This window comes from Streptomyces sp. NPDC002463, from assembly GCF_042889835.1.
GTDB classification, from domain to species: Bacteria; Actinomycetota; Actinomycetes; order Streptomycetales; family Streptomycetaceae; genus Streptomyces; species Streptomyces nymphaeiformis.
Genome location: NZ_JBIARL010000022.1, coordinates 113,446 through 133,848 on the forward strand (window position 1 = coordinate 113,446; position 20,403 = coordinate 133,848).

18 protein-coding genes are annotated in these 20,403 nt (G+C 71.9%); 13 read left to right on the forward strand and 5 right to left on the reverse strand.

The features are described 5' to 3' along the window. Positions 1-17: 17 nt before the first annotated feature. Entirely contained in the window at positions 18-695 is a 678-nt protein-coding gene (locus tag ACFYX3_RS34155) for a class I SAM-dependent methyltransferase (protein ID WP_352029295.1), read from the reverse strand. A 12-nt stretch (positions 696-707) separates the two neighbouring features. Beyond that, on the reverse strand, positions 708-2,564 hold the full coding sequence (gene asnB, locus ACFYX3_RS34160) for an asparagine synthase (glutamine-hydrolyzing) (RefSeq protein WP_389021959.1): 1,857 nt from the start codon (positions 2,562-2,564) through the stop codon (positions 708-710). 174 nt (positions 2,565-2,738) lie between these two features. Between asnB and ACFYX3_RS34165 the strand changes: the two genes are divergently transcribed. Then, positions 2,739-3,800 (forward strand): methyltransferase, encoded by a 1,062-nt coding sequence (locus tag ACFYX3_RS34165; RefSeq protein WP_389021962.1) that lies wholly within the window; start codon positions 2,739-2,741, stop codon positions 3,798-3,800. An 88-nt stretch (positions 3,801-3,888) separates the two neighbouring features. Next, positions 3,889-5,091, forward strand: coding sequence for a cytochrome P450 (locus ACFYX3_RS34170; protein ID WP_376583294.1), 1,203 nt, complete (start codon positions 3,889-3,891; stop codon positions 5,089-5,091). 43 nt (positions 5,092-5,134) lie between these two features. On the opposite strand, the gene ACFYX3_RS34175 is transcribed toward ACFYX3_RS34170, so the two are convergent. Next, positions 5,135-5,578: a hypothetical protein gene (locus ACFYX3_RS34175; protein WP_389021966.1), complete on the reverse strand. Its 444-nt coding sequence runs from the start codon at positions 5,576-5,578 to the stop codon at positions 5,135-5,137. A 138-nt stretch (positions 5,579-5,716) separates the two neighbouring features. Here ACFYX3_RS34175 and ACFYX3_RS34180 point away from each other — a divergent pair, with 138 nt between their 5' ends. The 5 genes from ACFYX3_RS34180 to ACFYX3_RS34200 all read left to right on the forward strand — a co-directional run bounded on the left by ACFYX3_RS34180 (position 5,717) and on the right by ACFYX3_RS34200 (position 9,776). Continuing rightward, positions 5,717-6,328 (forward strand): PadR family transcriptional regulator, encoded by a 612-nt coding sequence (locus tag ACFYX3_RS34180; protein WP_389021969.1) that lies wholly within the window; start codon positions 5,717-5,719, stop codon positions 6,326-6,328. Between the two features lie 83 nt (positions 6,329-6,411). Beyond that, entirely contained in the window at positions 6,412-7,095 is a 684-nt protein-coding gene (locus ACFYX3_RS34185) for a TenA family protein (RefSeq protein WP_389021972.1), read from the forward strand. Next, the gene (locus ACFYX3_RS34190; protein WP_376583301.1) at positions 7,092-8,297 is read left to right on the forward strand and encodes a cytochrome P450; all 1,206 of its coding nucleotides are present in this window, start codon (positions 7,092-7,094) and stop codon (positions 8,295-8,297) included. Before ACFYX3_RS34185 ends, ACFYX3_RS34190 begins: the two co-directional genes overlap by 4 nt. A 25-nt stretch (positions 8,298-8,322) precedes the next feature. Continuing rightward, a complete protein-coding gene (locus ACFYX3_RS34195; RefSeq protein WP_116157682.1) occupies positions 8,323-9,003 on the forward strand; it encodes an SDR family oxidoreductase in 681 nt (226 codons plus the stop codon). A 2-nt stretch (positions 9,004-9,005) separates the two neighbouring features. After that, the gene (locus tag ACFYX3_RS34200; RefSeq protein WP_376583305.1) at positions 9,006-9,776 is read left to right on the forward strand and encodes an SDR family NAD(P)-dependent oxidoreductase; all 771 of its coding nucleotides are present in this window, start codon (positions 9,006-9,008) and stop codon (positions 9,774-9,776) included. 116 nt (positions 9,777-9,892) lie between these two features. Here the strand turns inward: ACFYX3_RS34200 and ACFYX3_RS34205 are convergent, their stop codons facing one another. Continuing rightward, a complete protein-coding gene (locus tag ACFYX3_RS34205; RefSeq protein WP_389021977.1) occupies positions 9,893-11,362 on the reverse strand; it encodes an MFS transporter in 1,470 nt (489 codons plus the stop codon). 156 nt (positions 11,363-11,518) lie between these two features. Here ACFYX3_RS34205 and ACFYX3_RS34210 point away from each other — a divergent pair, with 156 nt between their 5' ends. Together ACFYX3_RS34210 and ACFYX3_RS34215 are read left to right on the forward strand one after the other, a co-directional pair. Next, positions 11,519-12,271 (forward strand): SDR family NAD(P)-dependent oxidoreductase, encoded by a 753-nt coding sequence (locus ACFYX3_RS34210; protein ID WP_389021980.1) that lies wholly within the window; start codon positions 11,519-11,521, stop codon positions 12,269-12,271. 113 nt (positions 12,272-12,384) lie between these two features. Next, entirely contained in the window at positions 12,385-13,755 is a 1,371-nt protein-coding gene (locus tag ACFYX3_RS34215) for a right-handed parallel beta-helix repeat-containing protein (protein ID WP_389021983.1), read from the forward strand. A 54-nt stretch (positions 13,756-13,809) separates the two neighbouring features. On the opposite strand, the gene ACFYX3_RS34220 is transcribed toward ACFYX3_RS34215, so the two are convergent. Beyond that, a complete protein-coding gene (locus tag ACFYX3_RS34220; RefSeq protein WP_389021986.1) occupies positions 13,810-15,024 on the reverse strand; it encodes an FAD-dependent oxidoreductase in 1,215 nt (404 codons plus the stop codon). Between the two features lie 205 nt (positions 15,025-15,229). On the opposite strand from ACFYX3_RS34220, the gene metK reads away from it, so the two are divergent. From metK to ACFYX3_RS34240, 4 genes are all read left to right on the forward strand, one after another. Next, the gene (metK, locus tag ACFYX3_RS34225; protein WP_376583314.1) at positions 15,230-16,423 is read left to right on the forward strand and encodes a methionine adenosyltransferase; all 1,194 of its coding nucleotides are present in this window, start codon (positions 15,230-15,232) and stop codon (positions 16,421-16,423) included. A 39-nt stretch (positions 16,424-16,462) separates the two neighbouring features. Then, a complete protein-coding gene (locus ACFYX3_RS34230; RefSeq protein ID WP_389021991.1) occupies positions 16,463-16,699 on the forward strand; it encodes a hypothetical protein in 237 nt (78 codons plus the stop codon). Next, positions 16,696-20,196: a methionine synthase gene (metH, locus tag ACFYX3_RS34235; RefSeq protein WP_389021994.1), complete on the forward strand. Its 3,501-nt coding sequence runs from the start codon at positions 16,696-16,698 to the stop codon at positions 20,194-20,196. The genes ACFYX3_RS34230 and metH overlap by 4 nt, the downstream gene beginning before the upstream one ends. 71 nt (positions 20,197-20,267) lie before the next feature. After that, on the forward strand, positions 20,268-20,403 hold a 136-nt coding region (locus tag ACFYX3_RS34240; protein WP_389022009.1), incomplete at its 3' end, for an adenosylhomocysteinase.

The window sequence follows — 20,403 nt, forward strand, 5'->3', positions numbered from 1 at the left end:
GATCCGAAAGACGGGCCCTAGCCGGCCGTCGCCCGGAACACCGCGACCGCGCCGCGGATGCGCACCCGGTACTCCGGGAAGTACTTCGCCAGCTGGCGCTCCAGACCCTGCGGATCGTCGCCCTGGTTCTGGAAGTTGCCGCGCCGGTGCTGCTCGAGGAGCAGCTTGTGCGTCAGCCGGTTCATCGGCACGCCTTCGGCCAGCACGGTCGTGCCGAACAGCACGCCGCCGGGGCGCAGCGTCTGCGCGACGTGCTTGAGGATGACGCCCTTGCCGTCCCAGCCACCGGGGATGGTGTGGAACACCAGGTTCATGGCGGCCGAGTCGAAGTGCTGCGGGGGCAGCGGCAGCGGCTCCAGCAGGTTGGCCCGGCAGGTCCGCGGCCGGTAGCGGGCGATCCGCGCCGCCGACATCTCGAGGCACTCCTCGTTGAGGTCGAGCAGCGTGATCTCCGGATCGGGGTCCGGGAACCGGCACTTGTCGACGAAGTAGCCGGTGCCGGGCCCGATGTCCAGATGGCGCCGGCCGACGGAGGTGTCGTAGAGGCGGCGCATCACGTGCGCCGGGCAGCGCCACACCGCTGAGCAGAACAGCCCCAGCACCCACTTGTCGTAGATCGCCAGCTTCCCGCGCGTGTACACCTCCTGGGCGTGTGCGATGCGGGGATCGAGCGGTTCGGGCGCGAGGTCGGTCATAGGGGTCTCCGTTCAGATCGCCAGTTCGATGCCGTAGTGGCGCAGCCAGGTGTTGAACTGAAGGGCCATTTCCAGGTGCATCCGGCTCGGCCAGTCGTGCGCGTCGCCGGGGTGGTCCAGCGTGCGCCGCACCGCCTCGTGGTCGAGGTACGGCTGGATCGGCGCGCTGTCGTCGGCGGCCAGGGCGGCCAGCTCCGCGTGGAGCATCCGGGTGTACGCCGGGTCCTGGGTGACCGGCCACGGGCTCTTCTTGCGCTCCAGCACGGAGGCCGGCAGCAGGTCCCGGGCGACGGCCCGCAGGATGGACTTCTCCTGGCCGTCGAAGGTCTTGAAGCTCCACGGGGTGTTGTAGAGGTACTCCACCAGCCGGTGGTCGGCGTACGGCACGCGCAGCTCCAGACCGTGCGCCATGGAGAGCCGGTCCCCGCGGTCCAGCAGCATCGGCAGCCACCGGGTCAGGGTGAGGTGGCCGATGGTGCGCATCCGGGCCTCCTCGGGGCTCTCGCCCGTCTGGTGCGGCACCTGCGCGACCGCCTCGCGGTAGGTGTCGGCGTAGTGGCCCGCCATGTCCAGCTTCTCCAGGAAGCCGACGGCGAACAGGTCGCGCCCCTGGCCGCCCCGGTTGCTCGGGTGCAGACCCTCGTTGACCACCCAGGGGAAGACGTCGGCGCCCACGCACTCCGGCTTGAACATCCAGTTGTAGCCGCCGAAGATCTCGTCGGCGACCTCGCCGACCAGCGCCACGGTCGAGTGGGTCTTGATCTCGCGCGCGGTCAGGTAGTTGGAGGTGTCCATGTCGCCCAGCGTGGACGGGGCGTCCTGCGCGAGCACCACGTCCAGCCGGGTGCCGGGGTCCATCAGGGCGTCCGGGGCGAGCCTGATGTTGACGTGGTCGGAGGAGACGTGCGCCGCGACCTCGGCCGCGTACGGCTCGTCCGGCGAGAACCGCACGTCGTCCTTCTGGAAGTTCTCCACGTAGCCGTCGAAGGTGGTGACGAAGGTCCGGATCCGCTCGCCGTCCTGCTTCCACCGCAGGCCGGCGGCGACCGCGGTGACCGTGCTCGAGTCCAGGCCGCCGGAGAGCGCGGTGCACAGCGGCACGTCGGCGACCAGCTCGCGCCGCACGATGTCGTCCAGCAGATCGCGCACCGTGCCCACGGTGTTCCGCAGGTCGTCGGTGTGCTCGCGCGCCGTCAGCGTCCAGTACGTGCGCAGCCGCGCGCCGTTGCGGCCGATGGTCAGCGTGTGGCCGGGCAGCAGCTCCCGCATGTCCCGGAAGACCGCCCGGCCCGGCTGCTTGGCCACCGTGAACAGCTCGCGCAGGCCCTCCAGGTCCACCACCGGGCGGACCGCGGGGTGGGCGAGCAGCGCCTTGGGCTCGGAGCCGAACAGCACGCCCTGCGGGAGGGCGGTGTAGAACAGCGGCTTCACGCCCAGCCGGTCACGCACCAGCACCAGTTCCTCGCGGCGCACGTCCCAGATGGCGAACGCGAAGATGCCCTCGAGGCGCGAGGCGAAGGACGGCCCCCACTCCAGGTACGCCTGGAGCGCCACCTCGGTGTCCGTCCGGGTGCGGAACCGGCGCCCGCGTGCCTGGAGTTCGCCGCGCAGCTGCTGGAAGTTGTAGATCTCGCCGTTGTGCACGATCACGGCCGCCGTGCGGCCGTCCTCCTCCACCGCCAGCGGCTGCGCGCCGCCCGCCACGTCGATGACGGCCGTCCGGGTGTGCCCGAGCGCCGCGTGGCCGTTCAGCCACAGCCCCTGGCCGTCGACGCCGCGGGCGGCCAGGGCGTCGGTCATCACCTGCAGCACCGGCCGTTCCCGTGAGAGGTCCTGTCCGAAGTCCACCCAGCCCGTGATGCCGCACATAGGCGTCCCCTTCGTCGATTGGCGCTACCGCCCCGAGCGTCCGGCAGCCGCTTCGAGTACTCCTCGACCGCCGGTGGAACCCGCCGCTGCGACCGAGCACCGTTCCACCCGGATTCGAGCCGGCGCCGGGAGGCTGTCGGCGGCCGGAGCCCCCCCGACGAGAGGTGGACAAGGATGAACGCGCAGGACGGCCCTCCGCAGCCCGCGGGCATGGACGGATGGTTCGACCGCGGCCTGCCGCCGCGCCAGCAGGTGCTCGGATTCGTCTACGCGAAGTGGGCGATCGGTGCGCTACGGGCGATCGTGGAGGTCAAGGTGCCCGACGCGCTGGCCGACGGCCCGCGCACGGTGGCCGAGCTCAGCGCCGCGACCGGCACCGACCCCGACGCCCTGTACCGGGTGCTGCGGGCCGTCGCCGCCGCCGGCGTGCTCCACGAGGGCGAGGACGGCCGCTTCGCGCTGCTGCCGGTCTCCGAGGGCCTGGTCTCGGACGCCGAGGGCGGCATCCGCGACATGTTCCTGTTCGCCTCCGACCCGATGCTCTGGCGTCCCTACGAGGACGTCGCGCACACCCTGCGCACCGGCGGATCGGCGTTCACGCACGCCTTCGGTATGCCGTTCTACGCGTACACGAAGGCCAACCCCGACAAGGCGGCGGTGCTGGACCGGGCGATGCTGCAGAACCGCTACCCCGGCACGGAGCGCGTCTTCGACGAGTTCGACTTCGGCAGGTTCGCCAGGATCGCCGACGTGGGCGGCGGGCGCGGCCACTTCCTCGTCGAGCTGCTGCGCCGCAACCCCGGCACCACGGGAGTGCTGGCCGACCAGCCGCACACCGTCGCCGAGGCCAAGGAGGTCCTCGACGGCTCCGGTGTGGAGGACCGCGTCACCGTCGCCCCGATCGACTTCTTCACCGAGGTGCCGTCGGGCTGCGACGCGTACTTCATCAAGAACACGCTGCACAACTGGGACGACGACAAGGCCGTGCTCATCCTGCGCAGCATCCGGGCGGCGATCGGCGCCACCGACGCCCGGCTGCTGATCGTGGAGAACCTGCTGCGCGGCCCGGGCGAGTGGGACATCGGCAAGCTGATCGACGTCGAGTCGCTCGCCGTGCTCGGCGGCCGGGAGCGCGGTCGCGCGGAGTGGAACCGGCTGGCCGCCGACGCCGGATTCGCCCCGGCCAATGATCCGGCGCCCGGCGACGTCGCGCTCCTCGAGTACCGGCCGGTGTGACGAGCGGCTCCGCGGCCCCCGCCCGCCGGGGACCGCGTGAGGACCACAGAGGTTCAGAGGTTCACAGGCTCAGAGGACAGGTGTGCCCATGTCGATGCCGCTTCCCGACCCGATGACCCTGCCGGCGCGGCGCGGTTGCCCGTTCGACCCGCCCGAGGAGTACGCGCGGCTGCGCGCCGAACGGCCGATGAGCCGGCTGCGGCTGCCCGGCGGCCGGATCGGCTGGCTGGTCACCCGGTACGAGGACGTACGGGCCGCGCTGGCGGACCCGCGGACCAGCCCGCCGCTGATCCAGGTCACGCCGGCGACCGAACTCCCGCTCCCCGAGGAGGAGCTGGACGTGCCGCCCGGGGTCTTCTCGGCGCTGGACCCGCCGGAGCAGAGCCGCTACCGGCGGCAGGTGAGCCGCTACTTCACCCGCAAACGCTGCCGTGAGATCACGCCCCGGCTGGAGCAGATCATCGACGAGCAGCTGACCGGGATGATCGAGCACGGCTCGCCCGCCGACCTGGTCGAGTGGTTCGCGCAGCCGATCCCGACCAGGGTCATCACCGAGATGCTCGGCATCTCCGAGGCGGAGCGCCCGGACTACCAGCGCTGGATCCTCGCGATGCTGTCCCTGGACACCGCCGAGGAGCCGCTGCGCGAGGCCCGGGACGGGCTGTACGGCGGCCTCGCCGAGCTGGTCCGGGACCGCAGGGTCCGGCCCCGCGACGACATCCTCAGCGACCTGCTGCACGGGGCCGGCTCGCTGGCGGACGAGGAGGTCGTCGGCATCGGCGCGCTGCTGCTGATCGCCGGCCTCGAGACGACCGCGAACATGCTCGGACTCGGGGCGTTCGCGCTGCTCCAGCATCCCGGCCAGCTGGCGGCGCTGCGGGCCGACGAGAGCCTGTGGGACACCGCGGTCGAGGAACTCCTGCGCTATCTGACCATCGTCCAGTTCGGGCTGACCCGTACGGCCCGCGAGGACCTGGAGGTGGCCGGGCAGACGGTGCGAGCAGGGGAGACGCTGATCGTCTCGCTCGCCTCGGCCAACCGCGACTCGGCGTCCTACACCGCTCCGGACCGGCTGGACCTGTCCCGCGACGAGGCGCCTCACCTGGCCTTCGGGCACGGTGTGCACCAGTGTCTGGGCGCCCAACTGGCCCGGTTCGAGATGAAGCTGGCCTTCCGTGCGCTGCTGCGCCGGCTGCCGGGCCTGCGCCTCGCCGTCCTGCCGGAGCGGGTCCCGACGGCCGGCGAGGACAAGGTGTTCCACGGGGTGCACTCGCTCCCGGTCGCCTGGTAGCGGCGGCCCAGGGCCTGTCCGGCGGATCGGGGTCGGGCAGGCCCTAGCCGCGCGACGGGTCGTCGACGGTGGTGTGCCGGCGCTCCTTGAGCGCGCGCCGGGCGTCGTCCAGGTACTCCCGGGAGAGCATCGCGGACACGATGGCCACGCCGCCGCGGTGGACCCGGATCTCGCTGTCGAGGGCGGTGCCGTACAGGTGGATCCGGCGGCCCGTCGTGCCGTCGGGGCCCTGGGCGTCCTTCAGCCGGCCCTTGGCGGGCCAGGTGACGTCACCCTCGTCGAGGACGTCGCCGTCGCCCACCAGCAGCTTCAGGGTGCTGTGCCGCAGGTCCACGGTGATCTGCAGGTCCTCGGGGACGTCCGGGGCGCGCAGGTCGAGCACGACGCCCGCGTCCTGGCCGCGGACGTCGAAGGCGTCGGCGGCCGTCCATGTGCCCAGCCGCTTGGTCACGATGCCACGGGCGGTGATGCGCTCGGTGGTGGTCATGTCGGTGGTCCTTTCCGTCGACCCGTCGTGTCTTCTCCGTGCCGTTCTGCCGTCTTGCCGGCTCTTTCTCCGGCTCCTCATGGTTACACAGCAACTAGTGTCAGTGCAACTAGTTACGGTGAGGCTTAGACTGCTGCCATGTCCGCCTCAGCGCCGCGCAGTTCCCCGCTCGCCCTGACCGTCCTGTCGCTGCTGCACTACCGACCGCTGCACCCGTACGGCATGCAGCGGCTGATCAAGGAGTGGGGCAAGGACCAGGTCGTCAACGTCGGCCAGCGCACGAGCATCCACCGGACCGTCGAGCGGCTGGTCGCCGCCGGGCTGGTCGAGGTGCACGAGGTGGAGCGCGACGAGCAGTACGCCGAGCGCACCGTCTACCGGATCACCGAGGAGGGCCGCCGGGTCGCCCGTGAGTGGCTGCTCGACATGCTCGGCACGCCCAAGCCGGAGTATCCGCAGTTCCCCGTCGCGCTCTCCTTCGCGCTGATGCTCACCCCGGAGGAGGCGCTGCCCGTCCTGGACGGCCGCGCCGCGGCCCTCGCCCGCACCGTGGACGCCCTGGACGCCCGGCTCGCCGACGAGGACGACGACGGCCTCGGCCGCGTCATCTGGCTGGAGACCGAGTATCAGCGCGCCATGGCCGCGGCGGAGCTGCGCTGGCTCGGCGCCGTCACCGACGACCTGCGCGCCGGACGCCTGCGCTGGTCGTGGGAGGAACTGACCGGCCTCGCCGGACCCGGAGCCGGCTGACCGGTCGAGAGCGGCACCAGCCTCCTTCGAGCGCGCGTCACTACCGTCCCGAGCCGACGGACGACACGGCGAGAGGGAGAGCGATGCGGCAGGAGCTCCGCGAGATCTGCGCACCGGTGCTGCACGAGGTGCTGAACCATCCGTTCTGGACCGGCCTGCGCGACGGGACGCTGCCCGCCGCGGCGCTGGCCCGGTTCGTCCACCAGGACACCGCGTACCTGCTGCCCGCCTACGCCCGCGCGCTGGCCCGCTGCGCCGCCGACGCCACCGACGACGCCGGAGCCCGCCTGCTGGGCCAGTCCGTCGTCGGCACCCTGGACGCCCGCGACGGCCTGCGCGCGGCCCATGCCGCCCTCGCCCCCGGCCTCGGCCTGCCCGAGCCGGACTCCGTCGAGGAGCCCGTCGCGCCGGCGGTGGCGGTCCATGCCGCCTTCTTCACCTCCTCCGCGGCCTCCTCGTACCACGCCGGCGTCGGAGCGCTGCTGCCCATGGTCTGGTTCAACGCCGAGGTCTCCGACCACCTGCGCGACCACGCAGTACCGGGCAACCGCTACCTGCCCTGGATCACCGCCTACCACCCCGGCGAGTCGTACCGCTTCGCCGTCGAGGCGTTCGCCGAGCTGGCCGACCGCCTCGGCGAACGGTCCACACCCGCGCAACGCCGCCTGATCACCACTCACTTCACCCTCGGCATCCACCACGAACTCGCCTTCGCCGACGCCTGCGCCGCACCGGCCGCGCGGCCGACCGGAAGGGGCGCGCGATGACCGTCCGGAACCTCGACCTGATGGACCCGAAGTCCTTCGCCGACGGCGTCCCGTACGAGCACTTCCGCCACCTGCGCGACTCCGCGCCGGTCAGCCGCGGCACCGACACGGACGGCGAGCCGCTGTGGCACGTGGTGCGCCACCGGGACGTGTCCGCCGTCTCCCGGGACGCGCGGACCTTCTCCTCCAGCCCGACCACCATGACCTCGATCCGCAAGGTCGACCCGAGCCCGCCGATCATCACGTTCCTGGACGGCGCCGAGCACACCCGGGTGCGCAAGCTGACCTTCAAGGTGTTCGCTCCCGCCCGGCTGGCCGCCCTGCGGGCCCCGATCCGCGGCATCGTCGACTCCCTCCTCGAAGAGGCCCGGGAGAAGGGCGAGTTCGACCTCGCCGAGGACATCGCCCTGCGCCTGCCCTTCGAGGTGCTGCTCGAACTGCTCGACATCCCGCGGCAGGACCGCGCCACCATGCTCGGCTGGGCCCGCCGGACGGTGAACCTCGGCGACCAGGAGTACGGCGACGACGCCGGGCCCAACCCCTTTCAGCAGATCCACGCCTACCTGCACGACTTCGCCCACCACCGGGCCGCCCACCCCGCCGACGACTGCTTCTCGCTGCTGCTGAACGCCCGCCTGGACGGCGCCGAACGGCTCGGCCTGCCCGACCGGCTCACCCCGGACGAGGTCGGCCTGTTCGCCTCCACGCTCATCACCGCGGGCATCGAGACCACCTACTGCTCCGTCACCGGCGGCGTCCTGGCCCTGCTCGACCACCCCGATCAGCTCGCCCGGCTGCGCGAGGACCGCGGCATGCTGTCGGGCGCCGCCGCCGAGGTGCTGCGCTGGGTCACACCGGTCACCCACTTCGCCCGGCGCGCCGTCACCGACACCGAGATCGCCGGGCAGCCGGTGGCGGCGGGGGAGAAGGTCGTCGTCTGGTACAGCTCCGCCAACCGCGACGAGCGGGTGTTCACCGATCCCGACCGGTTCGACCTCGGCCGCACGCCCAACCCTCAGCTCAGCTTCGGCGGCGGCGGACCGCACGTGTGCATCGGCAACGGCCTGGCGGTCCTGGAGCTGCGCGAGTTCCTGGACGGCGTCGCCGACCTGCTGCCCCGGCTGGAACTCGTCGAGGCCCCCGCCCGCCCGGAGACCAACTTCATGAACAGCGTCAAACACCTGCACGTGCGCCTGCACTGACCGGCGCCGGACCCCAGGAGAACCGATGACCACCGGCACCGCCCTGATCACCGGCGCCAACCGCGGTATCGGCCGCGCCGTCGCCGCCGAACTGCACCGACGGGGCCTGGACGTCGTGCTCACCGCCCGCGACCCCGACCAGGCCCGCGCCGCCGCGGCAGAGCTCGGCACCCGATGGACGGACCTCGACACCACCGACCCGGACAGCGTCGCGCGCGCCGCGAAGACCGTCGGCGCGCCGGACATCCTGCTGTGCAACGCCGGCGTGCTGCTCGACGCGGGCACCGAGCCCCTCGCCGTACCGCTGGAGCTGGTCGAACGGACCCTGCGGGTGAACCTGCTGGGCACCTGGCGGGTGCTGCAGGAGTTCGTGCCGGCCATGGTCCGGCGAGGCAGCGGCCACGCCCTGGTCGTGTCCAGCGGCACCACCTCGGAGTTCGGCGGCCGGCTGTTCCCCGGCACCCCCGGCTACTCGCTGTCCAAGAGCGCGCTCAACGGCCTCACCACCATGCTCGCCGCGACCACCGAGGGCACCGGCGTCCGCGTCAACGCCGTCAACCCGGGCCGCGTCCGCACCCGCATGATGCCGGGCCCCCACCAGCCTCCCGAGCAGGCCGCCCGGTACATCGCCGACGTCGCGACGCAGCCGCACGGCGGCCCCACCGGACGCTTCTTCGCCGCACACTCATCCACGACACAGGAGTAGCCATGCGATTCGACCTGACCGGCAGAACCGCCGTGGTCACCGGAGCCGGCAGCGGGATCGGGCTGGCCTGCGTACGCGCCCTCACCGAAGCGGGCGCGCGGGTGCTCGGCGGCTCCCGCACCGTCGGCCCCGACCTGCGCGCCGCCACTCCGTACACCCGCACCGTCGACCTGGCCACCGAGGACGGCGCACGGACCCTGATCACGCACGCGCTGAGCGAGTTCGGCGGCATCGACATCCTGGTGAACAACGTCGGCGGCGGCGTGAAACTGGCCGCGGGCTTCCTCGACATCGACGACGACACCTGGCGCGAGGCGTTCGGCCTGAACGTCCTCACCGCGATCCGCACCACCCGCGAGGCACTGCCCAGCCTGGTCGAGCGCCGCGGCGCCGTCGTCAACATCGGCTCGATCAACGCCACCCTCGCCGACCCGCGTCTCGGCCACTACTCGGCCGCCAAGGCCGCGCTCGCCAGCGTCGGCAAGTCGCTGGCCGCGGAGTTCACTCCCAAGGGCGTCCGCGTCAACACCATCTCGCCCGGCCCGGTCCGCACCCGGGTGTGGACCAACCCGCAGACCGCGCGCAGCGCCGGACTCACCCCCGAGGAGTTCATCGAGGCCGTCCCGAAGATGACCGGTCTGGCCACCGGCCGCATCATCGAACCCGAGGAAGTCGCCACCCTGGTCGTCCTCCTCGCCTCCGGCAGGGTCCCGAGCATCACCGGCTCGGACTACACCATCGACGCCGGAATGACCCGCCCGGCCCTGCGCTGATCCGCCCGGACCCGCGCGCACCGGCGTCACGCCCTCCGGCGGCTCCCCGACGCGCCACCGCCCCCCACCGGGACACCGGCGGGAGGCGGGGCACGCGGGTCTGTCCGGAGCCGGAGTCACATCTGGCCCTCCGGGACCAGATCCGTTCGGCTCGCCGGGCCGGGCTGGGCCCGTTGGGTGCGGGGGCGCATCCAGAAGGCCGTCACGAAGGCCGCCGCGAGCAGACCGGCGGCGAGCCAGAAGGTGACGCGGAGGGCGCCGTCGGCGCCGTACCGGGCGTCCGGCAGGTAGCTGAAGAACACCGTGCCCAGCAGCGCGTAGCCGATGCTGTTGCCCAGCTGCTGGAAGGAGTTGAGCAGGCCCGAGGCCGCGCCGGTCTCCGGCAGGGAGACCATGGAGAGCGAGATGTCGTAGTACGGGGTCAGCACGCCGCCCATGCCGAGGCCGAGCAGAGAGAGCGGAACCAGCAGCTGCCATGTGGTGACGGCGTGGCCGCGCGAGACCACCGTGATCACCCCGACCGCCCCGACCACCAGCAGCGCGAGGCCGCCCAGCAGGGTGCGCCGGCCGCCGAAGCGCCGTACCAGCAGGTTCCCGGCGACGGCCGATCCGACGGCGGAGCCGAGCGTCCACGGCACCATGGCCAGGCCGGCGCCCAGGGCGGTGAAGCCGTGCGCGGTCTGCAGCTGGACCAGGAGCGCGAACATCATGCCGCTCAGCGCCGTGTAGTACAGCACGCCCAGCAGCAGCGCGGCGACGAACCCGCCGTCGCGGACGAGGCGCGGCTCGATCAGCGGAACCCGGCCGGCCCGTGCCCGCCGGCCCTGGTGGACGCCGAGCACGACCAGCACCGGCAGCGCCGCGGCCATGCTGACGAAGCACCACGCCGGCCAGCCCTCCGTGCGCCCCTGCATCAGCGGGTACGCGACCAGGACCATCGCGCCGACGGCCAGCGCGGTGCCGATCCCGTCCAGACGGCGTACCGACGCCCCGTCGGCGGGCGGCTGGTCGGGTATGTACCGAACAGCGCCGAACAGCGCCAGGACACCGAGCGGCAGATTGACGAAGAACACCGCGCGCCAGCCGAGACCGAACAGGTTCCCGGTCGTCAGCGCACCGCCCAGCACCGGCGCGACGATCGCGGCGATGCCCACCACCGGGCCCATCAGACCGATCGCCTTGGGCAACTCGCGCGGCGGGAACAGCTCGCGCATGATGCCGAGTCCCTGGGGCACCATCACCGCGGCACAGGCCCCCTGCGCCATCCGCGCGACGATGATCATCCCCGGGTTCACCGCCAGCCCCGCCAGCAGCGAGGCGCAGGTGAACCCCGCCGTGCCGATCAGCAGCATCCGCTTGCGGCCGGCGATGTCTCCGAGCCGCCCGCCGGTGATCAGGAGGGAGGCGAACGCCAGGGCGTAGCCGGCGCCCATCCACTGCAGGACGGCGTAGCTGCCGTGCAGCCCCTCGCCGATCGCCGGAGCGGCCGTGTTCACCATCATGCCGTCGAGCAGGTCCATGCAGTGGGTGGTCAGGATCGCCGCGAGGGCGTACCAGCGCAGTCTGTCCGCGGGAGTGGGGTCCATGGCCGGGCCTTTCGGGAATCGATGACGTGAATCCGGCGCGAATTGTGCGGCCGGCAGCTCCATATCCGGTCAAGCCGCGCTCGAGCGCCGTTCCCGAAGGTGGGGCAGGGACCCGGCTGACGGGCCCCTGCCGCACGACGTACGAGGGGACATGCCATGGATCTGGGACTGACGGACAAACGAGTACTGGTCACCGGCGCCACGAGAGGTATCGGCCGGGCCACCGCGAAGGCCTTCGCCGCCGAGGGCGCGCGGGTCGCGGTCACGTACAACCGGTCCGAGCGCGCCGCGAAGGAACTGGTCGAGGAACTCGGCGGCGCCGACCGCGCCTGCGCGCTCCCCTACGAGCTGGCCGACCCGGCATCGGTCGCCGCGACGGTGAGCGCCGTCGAGGAGCGGTGGGGCGGCGTCGACGTGGTGGTCGCCAACGCCCAGACGTGGGTGTGGATGAACCCCGAGGAGATGGTGCCGTACCACGAGTTCCCGATGGACTTCTGGCTGAGCCGCTACCGGGAGAACGTCGAGGGTCACCTCTGGACGGTGCGTCAGGCCCTCGGCGGCATGCGCGAACGCGGCTGGGGCCGCATCGTGCTGCTGTCCTCGGTGACGGCGACGTACGGCAATCCCGGCTCGGAGATCTACAGCGCCGCCAAGGCGTCCCTGCACGGCTTCGTCCGTGGCCTGATGTGGACGGGCGACGGCGTGCTCGCCAACGTGGTCGCGCCCGGCGGCACGCTCACCGAGAGTCTCGACGCGGTCGACCCGGCGCTCCTGGAGAAGGCGGTCGCGGACACCCCCAGCGGCCGTCTGAGCACGGCGGACGACGTGGCCAGACTGATCGTCTTCCTCGGTTCGGCGGCGAACGGGAACACCAACGGCCAGATCATCCACCCCGCCGGTGGCCGGTGATCCGCTTCGCGTTCGAGGGCGGCTCGACTCCCGCTCGAGCGGCTCTCGGCCGGGCGACCGCACCATCTCAGCCACGCTGAGACAGCGTCACGCCAGCAGAAGGAGCACCAAGCATGCGATCCACCCGAATACCGAGAACAGCGGCCGCGGGAGCGGCGATGGTCCTCGCCCTGTGCGCCACCCCGCTCGCCGCGGCCGGCCCCGCCTACGCCGACGGCCGGCAGTACTACGTCGACTGCTCCGCCGGCGACGACTCCGCGGCCGGCACGTCCACCACGACCGCCTGGCGCAGCCTCGCCAAGGTCAGCGGCACCACCTTCGGCCCGGGCGACTCCGTCCTCCTGCGCAGCGGCGTCACCTGCAACGGCGTCCTCGCGCCGAAGGGTTCCGGCACGGCCGCCGCGCCCATCACGGTCAGCACCTACGGCGGCAGCGCCCGCGCGTTCCTCGCCGGCGGCGGCGCCCGCGCCACGGTCTACCTGCACAACGTGCAGGGCTGGGAGCTGCGCAACCTCGACGTCTCGGACACCACCACACCGGACTCCACCGCGCGCACCGGCATCTACGTGCTGCTCAGCGACTACGGCACCGGCAGCCATTACGTCATCGACAACGTGAACGTGCACGACGTCACCGGCATCGACAGCACGGGGCCGGACAACGAGGACAGCGGCGGCATCGTCCTGAAGGCGGCCGGCTCGGCCAAGCCGACCACCTTCGACGGCATCACGGTGTCCAACAGCACCGTCTCCGGCACCGACGGCTACGGCATCGCCACCGAGTCCCAGTGGTCCAAGCGCGCCCTGTTCCCGGCCGGCGAGAACAGCTACGTGCCGATGACCAACATCCGCATCACCGGGAACCGGCTGTCGAACCAGGGCGGCGACGGCATCGTGGTGCAGAACGGTGCCGCCCCCAGGATCGACCACAACGTCGTCGACGGCTTCGGTCTGCGCGCCACCGCCTACCACTCCGGCGTCTGGGTCTGGAACTCCGACAAGGCCGTGATGGAGTACAACGAGGTCTCGCACGGCGCCTCCGCGCCGCCGATGATGGCCTTCGACGCCGACGGCGCCAACTCCGACGTCACCTACCAGTACAACTACAGCCACGACAACGGCGGCGGCTTCCTGGCCTTCTGCACCGCGCCCGGCCAGCTGAGCGACGGCGTCGTCGTCCGGTACAACGCCAGCGTCAACGACCACGACGCCAGCTACAACGGCTTCACCTTCCCGGTGATCTTCAACGGCTGCGGCGTCACCATGACCAACCTCTCCTTCTACGGCAACACCGTCCACACGTCGGTCGCCAAGGCACTGATCGGCAACTACGGTCAGAGCGTGGTCAATTACCACGACAACGTCTTCGTGGGCGCGCCGGGCGGTTCGACGATCACCGACCCCGTCAGCACCTTCAAAGGCAACGTCTACTACAACATCACCCAGGTCCCGGCCGGCGACAGGGGCCCGGTGTACAAGCGCTAGTACCGCGCCGCATCGCCCGTGTACCTCCCGTACGCGGGCGATGCTCCGCCGTCGTCAGTCCCGCGCCCGCTTGATCGACCACTCCGCGATCCGCAGTGACATCTCCACCCCCTCGGTCGCGTACTCCACCATCGCCTTCTGGTAGTCGCCGACGGCCTCCGCCAGTTCACGCTCCCCGCGGTCCACCGCGGCCAGCAGACCGCTGAGCGCCGCCGCGTCCCGCGCGGCGGTGTTCGCCCCCACGCCCCCCGACGGCGGCATCGCGTGCACCGCGTCACCGAGGGGCACCACCGGGCAGGTGTCCCACGCCTCCACGGGCCGGGTGGCCCGCAGCGCCACCGCGAACGACGTCGCGGGATCGGCGAACCGGAAGATCTCCCGCAGGTCGGGGTGCCATGCCCGGGTCCGCTCGACCACCAGCGCGCACAGCTCCTCGCCGCTCATCGCGAAGAACCCCTCGTCGGTGAGGCCGAGGTCCGCCAGGTGCACGTTGAACACCGACATGTAGTAGTCGTCACCGTCCTGGAGCCCGGCGTCCGGCCACAGCCGGGCAGCCGCCCGCGACGGGCGCTCGCGGAACAGCATCGGCATCAGGCCCAGGTGGTGGCCGTCGGTGCCGATCACATAGCTGAAGCGGTCCCGCAGCGCCTCCGGCAGCCCTGCCTCGATGGCCTCCCGCCGAGGAATCCGGGAGAAGATCGTCCGGATGCCCAGGTCCTGGGGCACGTCCCAGGGCCGGAGCTGGGCACGGACCCGCGAGTTGGTGCCGTCCGCCGCGACCAGTACGTCACCGACGGCCTCGCTGCCGTCCGCGAAATGAGCGGTCACCCGCCCGTCGGGCGTCCGTTCAAGGCGTGAGAAGTTCTTCCCGAAGTGGACGACCTCGTCGAGACCGGCCAGCAGGATCCGCCGCAGCGTCACCCGGTCCACGGCATCGATCTTGTCGTCCCGGCCGGCCCGCGGGTCCTCGAAGGCCGGCGCCCACTGCGCCCTCAGGTGCTCGTCGTAGGCCGCCAGCCCGCTGTCGTCGCGGGCGTTCGCCGTCGCCGCAAGCAGCTCGGTCAGCCGCGGGGGCAGACAGGCCCTGAGCGCCGCCTCGCCCTCGGGGCTGATCCGGAGCCGGTAGCCCTGCCGGCGCCCGTCGGCCGACTCGTCGCGCTCGTACACCTGGACGTCGACACCGGCCCGCCGCAGCCCCTGGGCCACGCAGAGACCACCGATACCGCCGCCGATGACCAGGACCCGGATGGGTGATCGGCTCGTCGTCACCGCCATGGACACCTCTCTCGTCGCCGTGAAGTCGCCGCGTGGTTACCGCGTACGGAACCAGGGCAGCATGCGCCGTCCCGCTCAGGTCTGGCTGGAGGCGCCCGCTCCGCCGCCGCGTCGAGCGGAACTCGAGCCCGTTTGAAGAGTTCCCTCCCACCCTGTGCGGGCCCAGCAGTCCACGGCCCCGCGAGCTCCCGGAGGAATCGTGTCCCGTCGTCTCTTCACCTCGGAGTCCGTGACCGAAGGTCACCCCGACAAGATCGCGGACCGGATCAGCGACACCGTCCTGGACGCCCTGCTCGCGCAGGACCCCGGGTCCCGCGTGGCGGTCGAGACCCTGATCACCACCGGCCAGGTCCATCTCGCCGGCGAGGTCACCACCACGGCCTACGCCGACATCCCCGGCCTGGTCCGCGCGACCGTTCTCGACATCGGCTACGACTCCTCGACCAAGGGATTCGACGGCGCCTCCTGCGGCGTCTCCGTCTCGATCGACGCCCAGTCGCCCGACATCGCCCAGGGCGTCGACCAGGCCCACGAGCACCGTGTCGAGGGCCTCCAGGACGAACTCGACCGGCAGGGAGCCGGCGACCAGGGCCTGATGTTCGGCTACGCGTGCGACGACACCCCCGAACTGATGCCGCTGCCCATCTCACTGGCGCACCGGCTCGCCCAGCGCCTCACCCAGGTCCGCAAGGACGGCACCATGCCCTACCTGCGGCCCGACGGAAAGACCCAGGTCACCATCGAGTACGACGGCGACCGCGCGGTCCGTCTCGACACCGTCGTCGTCTCCACCCAGCACGCCTCCCACATCGACCTCGACGCGCTGCTCGCCCCCGACATCCGCGCGTTCGTCGTCGAACCCGTCCTGGCCGACGCCGGCATCGACACCACCGGCTACCGCCTGCTGGTCAACCCCACCGGCCGGTTCGAGATCGGCGGCCCGATGGGCGATGCCGGCCTGACCGGCCGCAAGATCATCGTGGACACCTACGGGGGCTATTCCCGGCACGGCGGCGGCGCCTTCTCCGGCAAGGACCCCTCCAAGGTCGACCGCTCGGCGGCGTACGCGATGCGCTGGGTCGCCAAGAACATCGTCGCCGCCGGACTCGCCCGCCGGGCCGAGGTACAGGTCGCCTACGCGATCGGCAAGGCGGAGCCGGTCGGCCTGTTCGTGGAGACCTTCGGCACCGAGACCGTCCCCGTACCGAAGATCCAGGAGGCCGTCGGCCAGGTCTTCGACCTGCGGCCCGCCGCGATCATCCGCGATCTCGACCTGCTTCGCCCCATCTACGCCCGCACCTCCGCCTACGGCCACTTCGGCCGGGAACTGCCCGAGTTCACCTGGGAGCGCACCGACCGGGCGGACAAGCTCCGCGCCCTCGCGCTGGCCTGACCTCCCGCCATGTCGCCGTTGCCCAGAGGAGGCACCGCCGTGCACATCGCCGTCACCGGTCCGATCGCCACCGACCATCTGATGGTCCGCCCCGGGCACTTCGCGGACCAGCCGATCGAGGGCAGCCTCGACAGGACGTCCCCGGCGTTCCTCGCGGACGAGCGGGGCTGCGCCCTCGCCACGGAAGTCCTGGGGGCCGTCGGCACCCAGGAGCACCGAGTGAGCGCCGCCGAGCCGATCCGCCGGATCGAACGCAGCCCGGTGGGTGCGCCATGAGCCCCCTCACACAGGCGCAGCGCGCCGACGCGCTGCGCGAGGCCCTCGCCACCCGGGTGGTCGTCGCCGACGGCGCGATGGGCACCATGCTCCAGGCCGCCGACCCGACGCCGGACGACTTCCAGCAGCTGGAGGGCTGCAACGAGATCCTCAACGTCACCCGGCCCGACCTCGTCCGCGCCGTGCACGAGGCGTACTTCGCGGCCGGCGTCGACTGCGTGGAGACCAACACCTTCGGCGCCAACCACGCGGCGCTCGGCGAGTACGACAGCGCCGACCGGATCTTCGAGCTGTCCGCGGCCGGCGCCGGCGTGGCCCGCGAGGCCGCCGACGCCCACCGGGACGGCCGGATCCGCTGGGTGCTCGGCTCCATCGGACCGGGCACCAAGCTGCCGACCCTCGGCCACGCTCCGTACGAGACCCTGCGGGACGGCTACCAGCGCAACGCGGCCGGCCTGATCGCCGGCGGCGCCGACGCGCTGCTCGTGGAGACCAGCCAGGACCTGCTCCAGACCAAGGCCGCGGTGCTCGGCTGCAAGCGCGCCCTCGCCGAGGCCGGCCTCGACCTGCCGGTCTTCGCGCAGGTGACCGTGGAGACCACGGGCACCATGCTGCTCGGCTCGGAGATCGGCGCGGCGCTCACCGCGCTGGAGCCGCTCGGCATCGACATGATCGGCCTCAACTGCGCCACCGGCCCGGCCGAGATGAGCGAGCACCTGCGCCACCTGGCCCGGCACGCCCGAGTCGGCCTGTCGTGCATGCCGAACGCGGGCCTGCCCGTGCTCGGCAAGGACGGCGCCCACTACCCCCTCGGCCCCGCCGAACTCGCGGACGCGCACGACGCGTTCACCCAGGAGTACGGCATCTCGCTCGTCGGCGGCTGCTGCGGCACCACCCCCGAGCACCTGCGCGCCGTCGTCCGGCGCGTGCGGGGGCGCGCCGTCACCCCGCGTCGGCCCCGCCCCGAACCGGCCGCCTCCTCGCTCTACCAGCCGGTGCCGTTCCGCCAGGACACCTCCTACCTGGCGATCGGCGAGCGGACGAACGCCAACGGGTCGAAGAAGTTCCGTGAGGCCATGCTGGCCGAGGACTGGCAGGGGTGCGTGGAGATCGCCCGGGAACAGATCCGGGACGGCTCGCACCTGCTCGACCTCTGCGTGGACTACGTCGGCCGCGACGGCGTGGCGGACATGAGGGAGATCGCCGGGCGGCTGGCCACCGCGTCCACGCTGCCGGTCGTGCTGGACTCCACCGAACCCGACGTGCTGCGCGCCGGACTCGAGGCGCTGGGCGGCCGGGCCGTGCTGAACTCGGTGAACTACGAGGACGGCGACGGCCCGGACACCCGGTTCGGGCGCATCGCCGCACTCGCCCGCGAACACGGTGCCGGCCTCATCGCGCTCACGATCGACGAGGAGGGGCAGGCCCGCACCGCGGAGAAGAAGACGGAGATCGCCGAGCGGCTCATCGCGCAGCTCACCACCGAGTACGGCATCGAGGAGTCGTCGATCCTGGTGGACTGCCTGACCTTCACCCTGGCCACCGGGCAGGAGGAGTCGCGCCGCGACGGCATCGAGACCATCGAGGCCATCCGCGAACTCAAGCGCCGTCACCCCGAGGTGCAGACCACCCTCGGCCTGTCCAACATCTCCTTCGGCCTGAACCCGGCGGCCCGGCAGGTCGTGAACTCGGTGTTCCTGCACGAATGCGTGCGGGCCGGCCTGGACTCCGCGATCGTGCACGCCTCCAAGATCCTCCCCATGGCACGCATCCCGGAGGACCACCGCGAGGCCGCGCTCGACCTGGTCCACGACCGCCGCAGGGAGGGGTACGACCCGCTGCAGCGGCTGCTCGAGCTGTTCGAGGGCGTCTCCGCGTCCTCCAGCGCCGCGTCGAAGGCCGAGGAACTGGCGGCACTGCCGCTCGGGGAACGCCTCGAACGGCGCATCGTCGACGGGGAGCGCGGCGGCCTGGAGGCCGACCTCGACGCGGCGCTGGCCGAGCGCCCGGCCCTGGAGATCGTCAACGACACGCTGCTGTCCGGGATGAAGACCGTCGGCGAGCTGTTCGGCTCCGGCCAGATGCAGCTGCCGTTCGTGCTCCAGTCCGCCGAGGTGATGAAGGCCGCGGTCGCGCACCTGGAGCCGTACATGGAGAAGGCGGCCGACGGCGGGAACACGGCGGGCAAGGGCACGATCGTGCTGGCCACCGTCAAGGGCGACGTCCACGACATCGGCAAGAACCTCGTCGACATCATCCTGTCCAACAACGGCTACGACGTCGTCAACATCGGCATCAAACAATCGGTTTCGGCCATTCTGGACGCCGCCGAGGAGCAGGGCGCCGACGTGATCGGCATGTCCGGCCTGCTGGTGAAGTCCACGGTGATCATGAAGGAGAACCTGGAGGAGCTGAACCGGCGCGGGCTCGCCGCCCGCTTCCCGGTCATCCTCGGCGGGGCCGCCCTCACCCGCGCGTACGTCGAACAGGACCTGCACGAGATCTACGACGGCGAGGTCCGCTACGCCCGGGACGCCTTCGAGGGCCTGCGCCTGATGGACGCGCTCGTCGCCGTCAAGCGCGGCGTCCCGGGCGCGGCCCTGCCCGAACTGCGGCAGCGGCGCCACCCGCGCGTCGAGGTCACCGAGCAGGAGGCGCCCGGCCGCGGACCCGTCCGCTCCGACGTGGCGGTGGACAACCGGATACCCGTACCACCGTTCTGGGGCGACAGGATCGTCAAGGGCGTCCCGTTCGCCGACTACGCCTCATGGCTGGACGAGGACGCCCTGTTCAAGGGCCAGTGGGGGCTGAAGGCCCCGCGCGCCGGGACCGGCCCCTCCTACGAGGAACTCGTCGAGACCGAAGGCCGGCCACGGCTGCGGATGTGGCTGGACCGGCTGCAGACCTCGGGCTGGCTGGAGCCGGCCGTCGTCTACGGCTACTACCCGGTCAACTCCAAGGGCGACGAGCTGATCCTCCGCGACGAGGACGGCTCCGAACGCACCCGCTTCACCTTCCCCCGCCAGCGCCGGGGCCGACGGCTGTGCCTGGCCGACTTCTTCCGCCCGGAGGAGTCCGGCGAACAGGACGTGATCGGCCTGCAGATCGTCACCATGGGCAACCGGGTCTCCCGGGCCGCAGGCGAGCTCTTCGAGGCGGGCTCCTACCGCGACTACCTCGAACTGCACGGCCTGTCCGTCCAGTTGACCGAGGCCCTGACCGAGTTCTGGCACGCCCGGGTGCGCCGCGAACTCGGCTTCGGCGACGAGGACCCCGAAGACCTCCGCGACATGTTCGCCCTGAAATACCGCGGTGCCCGCTTCTCCCTCGGCTACGGCGCCTGCCCCGACCTCGAGGACCGCGCCAAGATCACCGGACTGCTGCGCCCCGAGCGGATCGGCGTCGTCCTCTCCGAGGAGTTCCAGCTGCACCCCGAACAGTCCACCGACGCCCTCGTCGTCCACCATCCCGAGGCCACGTACTTCAACGCGAGGTAGACCCTGGCCCCCTGACCGCCGCGTGACCACCACCCCGACCGTTCGACCGACCCGATCCCCAGGAGTGCCGGATGCCTTCCCCCTTCTCCGACTTCAAGGTCGCCGACCTCTCCCTGGCCGCCTTCGGCCGCAAGGAGATCACCCTCGCCGAGCACGAGATGCCCGGCCTGATGGCGATCCGCCGCGAGTACGCCGAGACGCAGCCGC

Excerpts from the sequence above, each read along its gene's own strand:
- ACFYX3_RS34155 (WP_352029295.1), bottom strand. The coding sequence starts at position 695 with ATGACCGACCTCGCGCCCGAACCGCTCGATCCCCGCATCGCACACGCC.
- asnB (WP_389021959.1), bottom strand. The coding sequence starts at position 2,564 with ATGTGCGGCATCACGGGCTGGGTGGACTTCGGACAGGACCTCTCACGG.
- ACFYX3_RS34165 (WP_389021962.1), top strand. The coding sequence starts at position 2,739 with ATGAACGCGCAGGACGGCCCTCCGCAGCCCGCGGGCATGGACGGATGG.
- ACFYX3_RS34170 (WP_376583294.1), top strand. The coding sequence starts at position 3,889 with ATGTCGATGCCGCTTCCCGACCCGATGACCCTGCCGGCGCGGCGCGGT.
- ACFYX3_RS34175 (WP_389021966.1), bottom strand. The coding sequence starts at position 5,578 with ATGACCACCACCGAGCGCATCACCGCCCGTGGCATCGTGACCAAGCGG.
- ACFYX3_RS34180 (WP_389021969.1), top strand. The coding sequence starts at position 5,717 with ATGTCCGCCTCAGCGCCGCGCAGTTCCCCGCTCGCCCTGACCGTCCTG.
- ACFYX3_RS34185 (WP_389021972.1), top strand. The coding sequence starts at position 6,412 with ATGCGGCAGGAGCTCCGCGAGATCTGCGCACCGGTGCTGCACGAGGTG.
- ACFYX3_RS34190 (WP_376583301.1), top strand. The coding sequence starts at position 7,092 with ATGACCGTCCGGAACCTCGACCTGATGGACCCGAAGTCCTTCGCCGAC.
- ACFYX3_RS34195 (WP_116157682.1), top strand. The coding sequence starts at position 8,323 with ATGACCACCGGCACCGCCCTGATCACCGGCGCCAACCGCGGTATCGGC.
- ACFYX3_RS34200 (WP_376583305.1), top strand. The coding sequence starts at position 9,006 with ATGCGATTCGACCTGACCGGCAGAACCGCCGTGGTCACCGGAGCCGGC.
- ACFYX3_RS34205 (WP_389021977.1), bottom strand. The coding sequence starts at position 11,362 with ATGGACCCCACTCCCGCGGACAGACTGCGCTGGTACGCCCTCGCGGCG.
- ACFYX3_RS34210 (WP_389021980.1), top strand. The coding sequence starts at position 11,519 with ATGGATCTGGGACTGACGGACAAACGAGTACTGGTCACCGGCGCCACG.
- ACFYX3_RS34215 (WP_389021983.1), top strand. The coding sequence starts at position 12,385 with ATGCGATCCACCCGAATACCGAGAACAGCGGCCGCGGGAGCGGCGATG.
- metH (WP_389021994.1), top strand. The coding sequence starts at position 16,696 with ATGAGCCCCCTCACACAGGCGCAGCGCGCCGACGCGCTGCGCGAGGCC.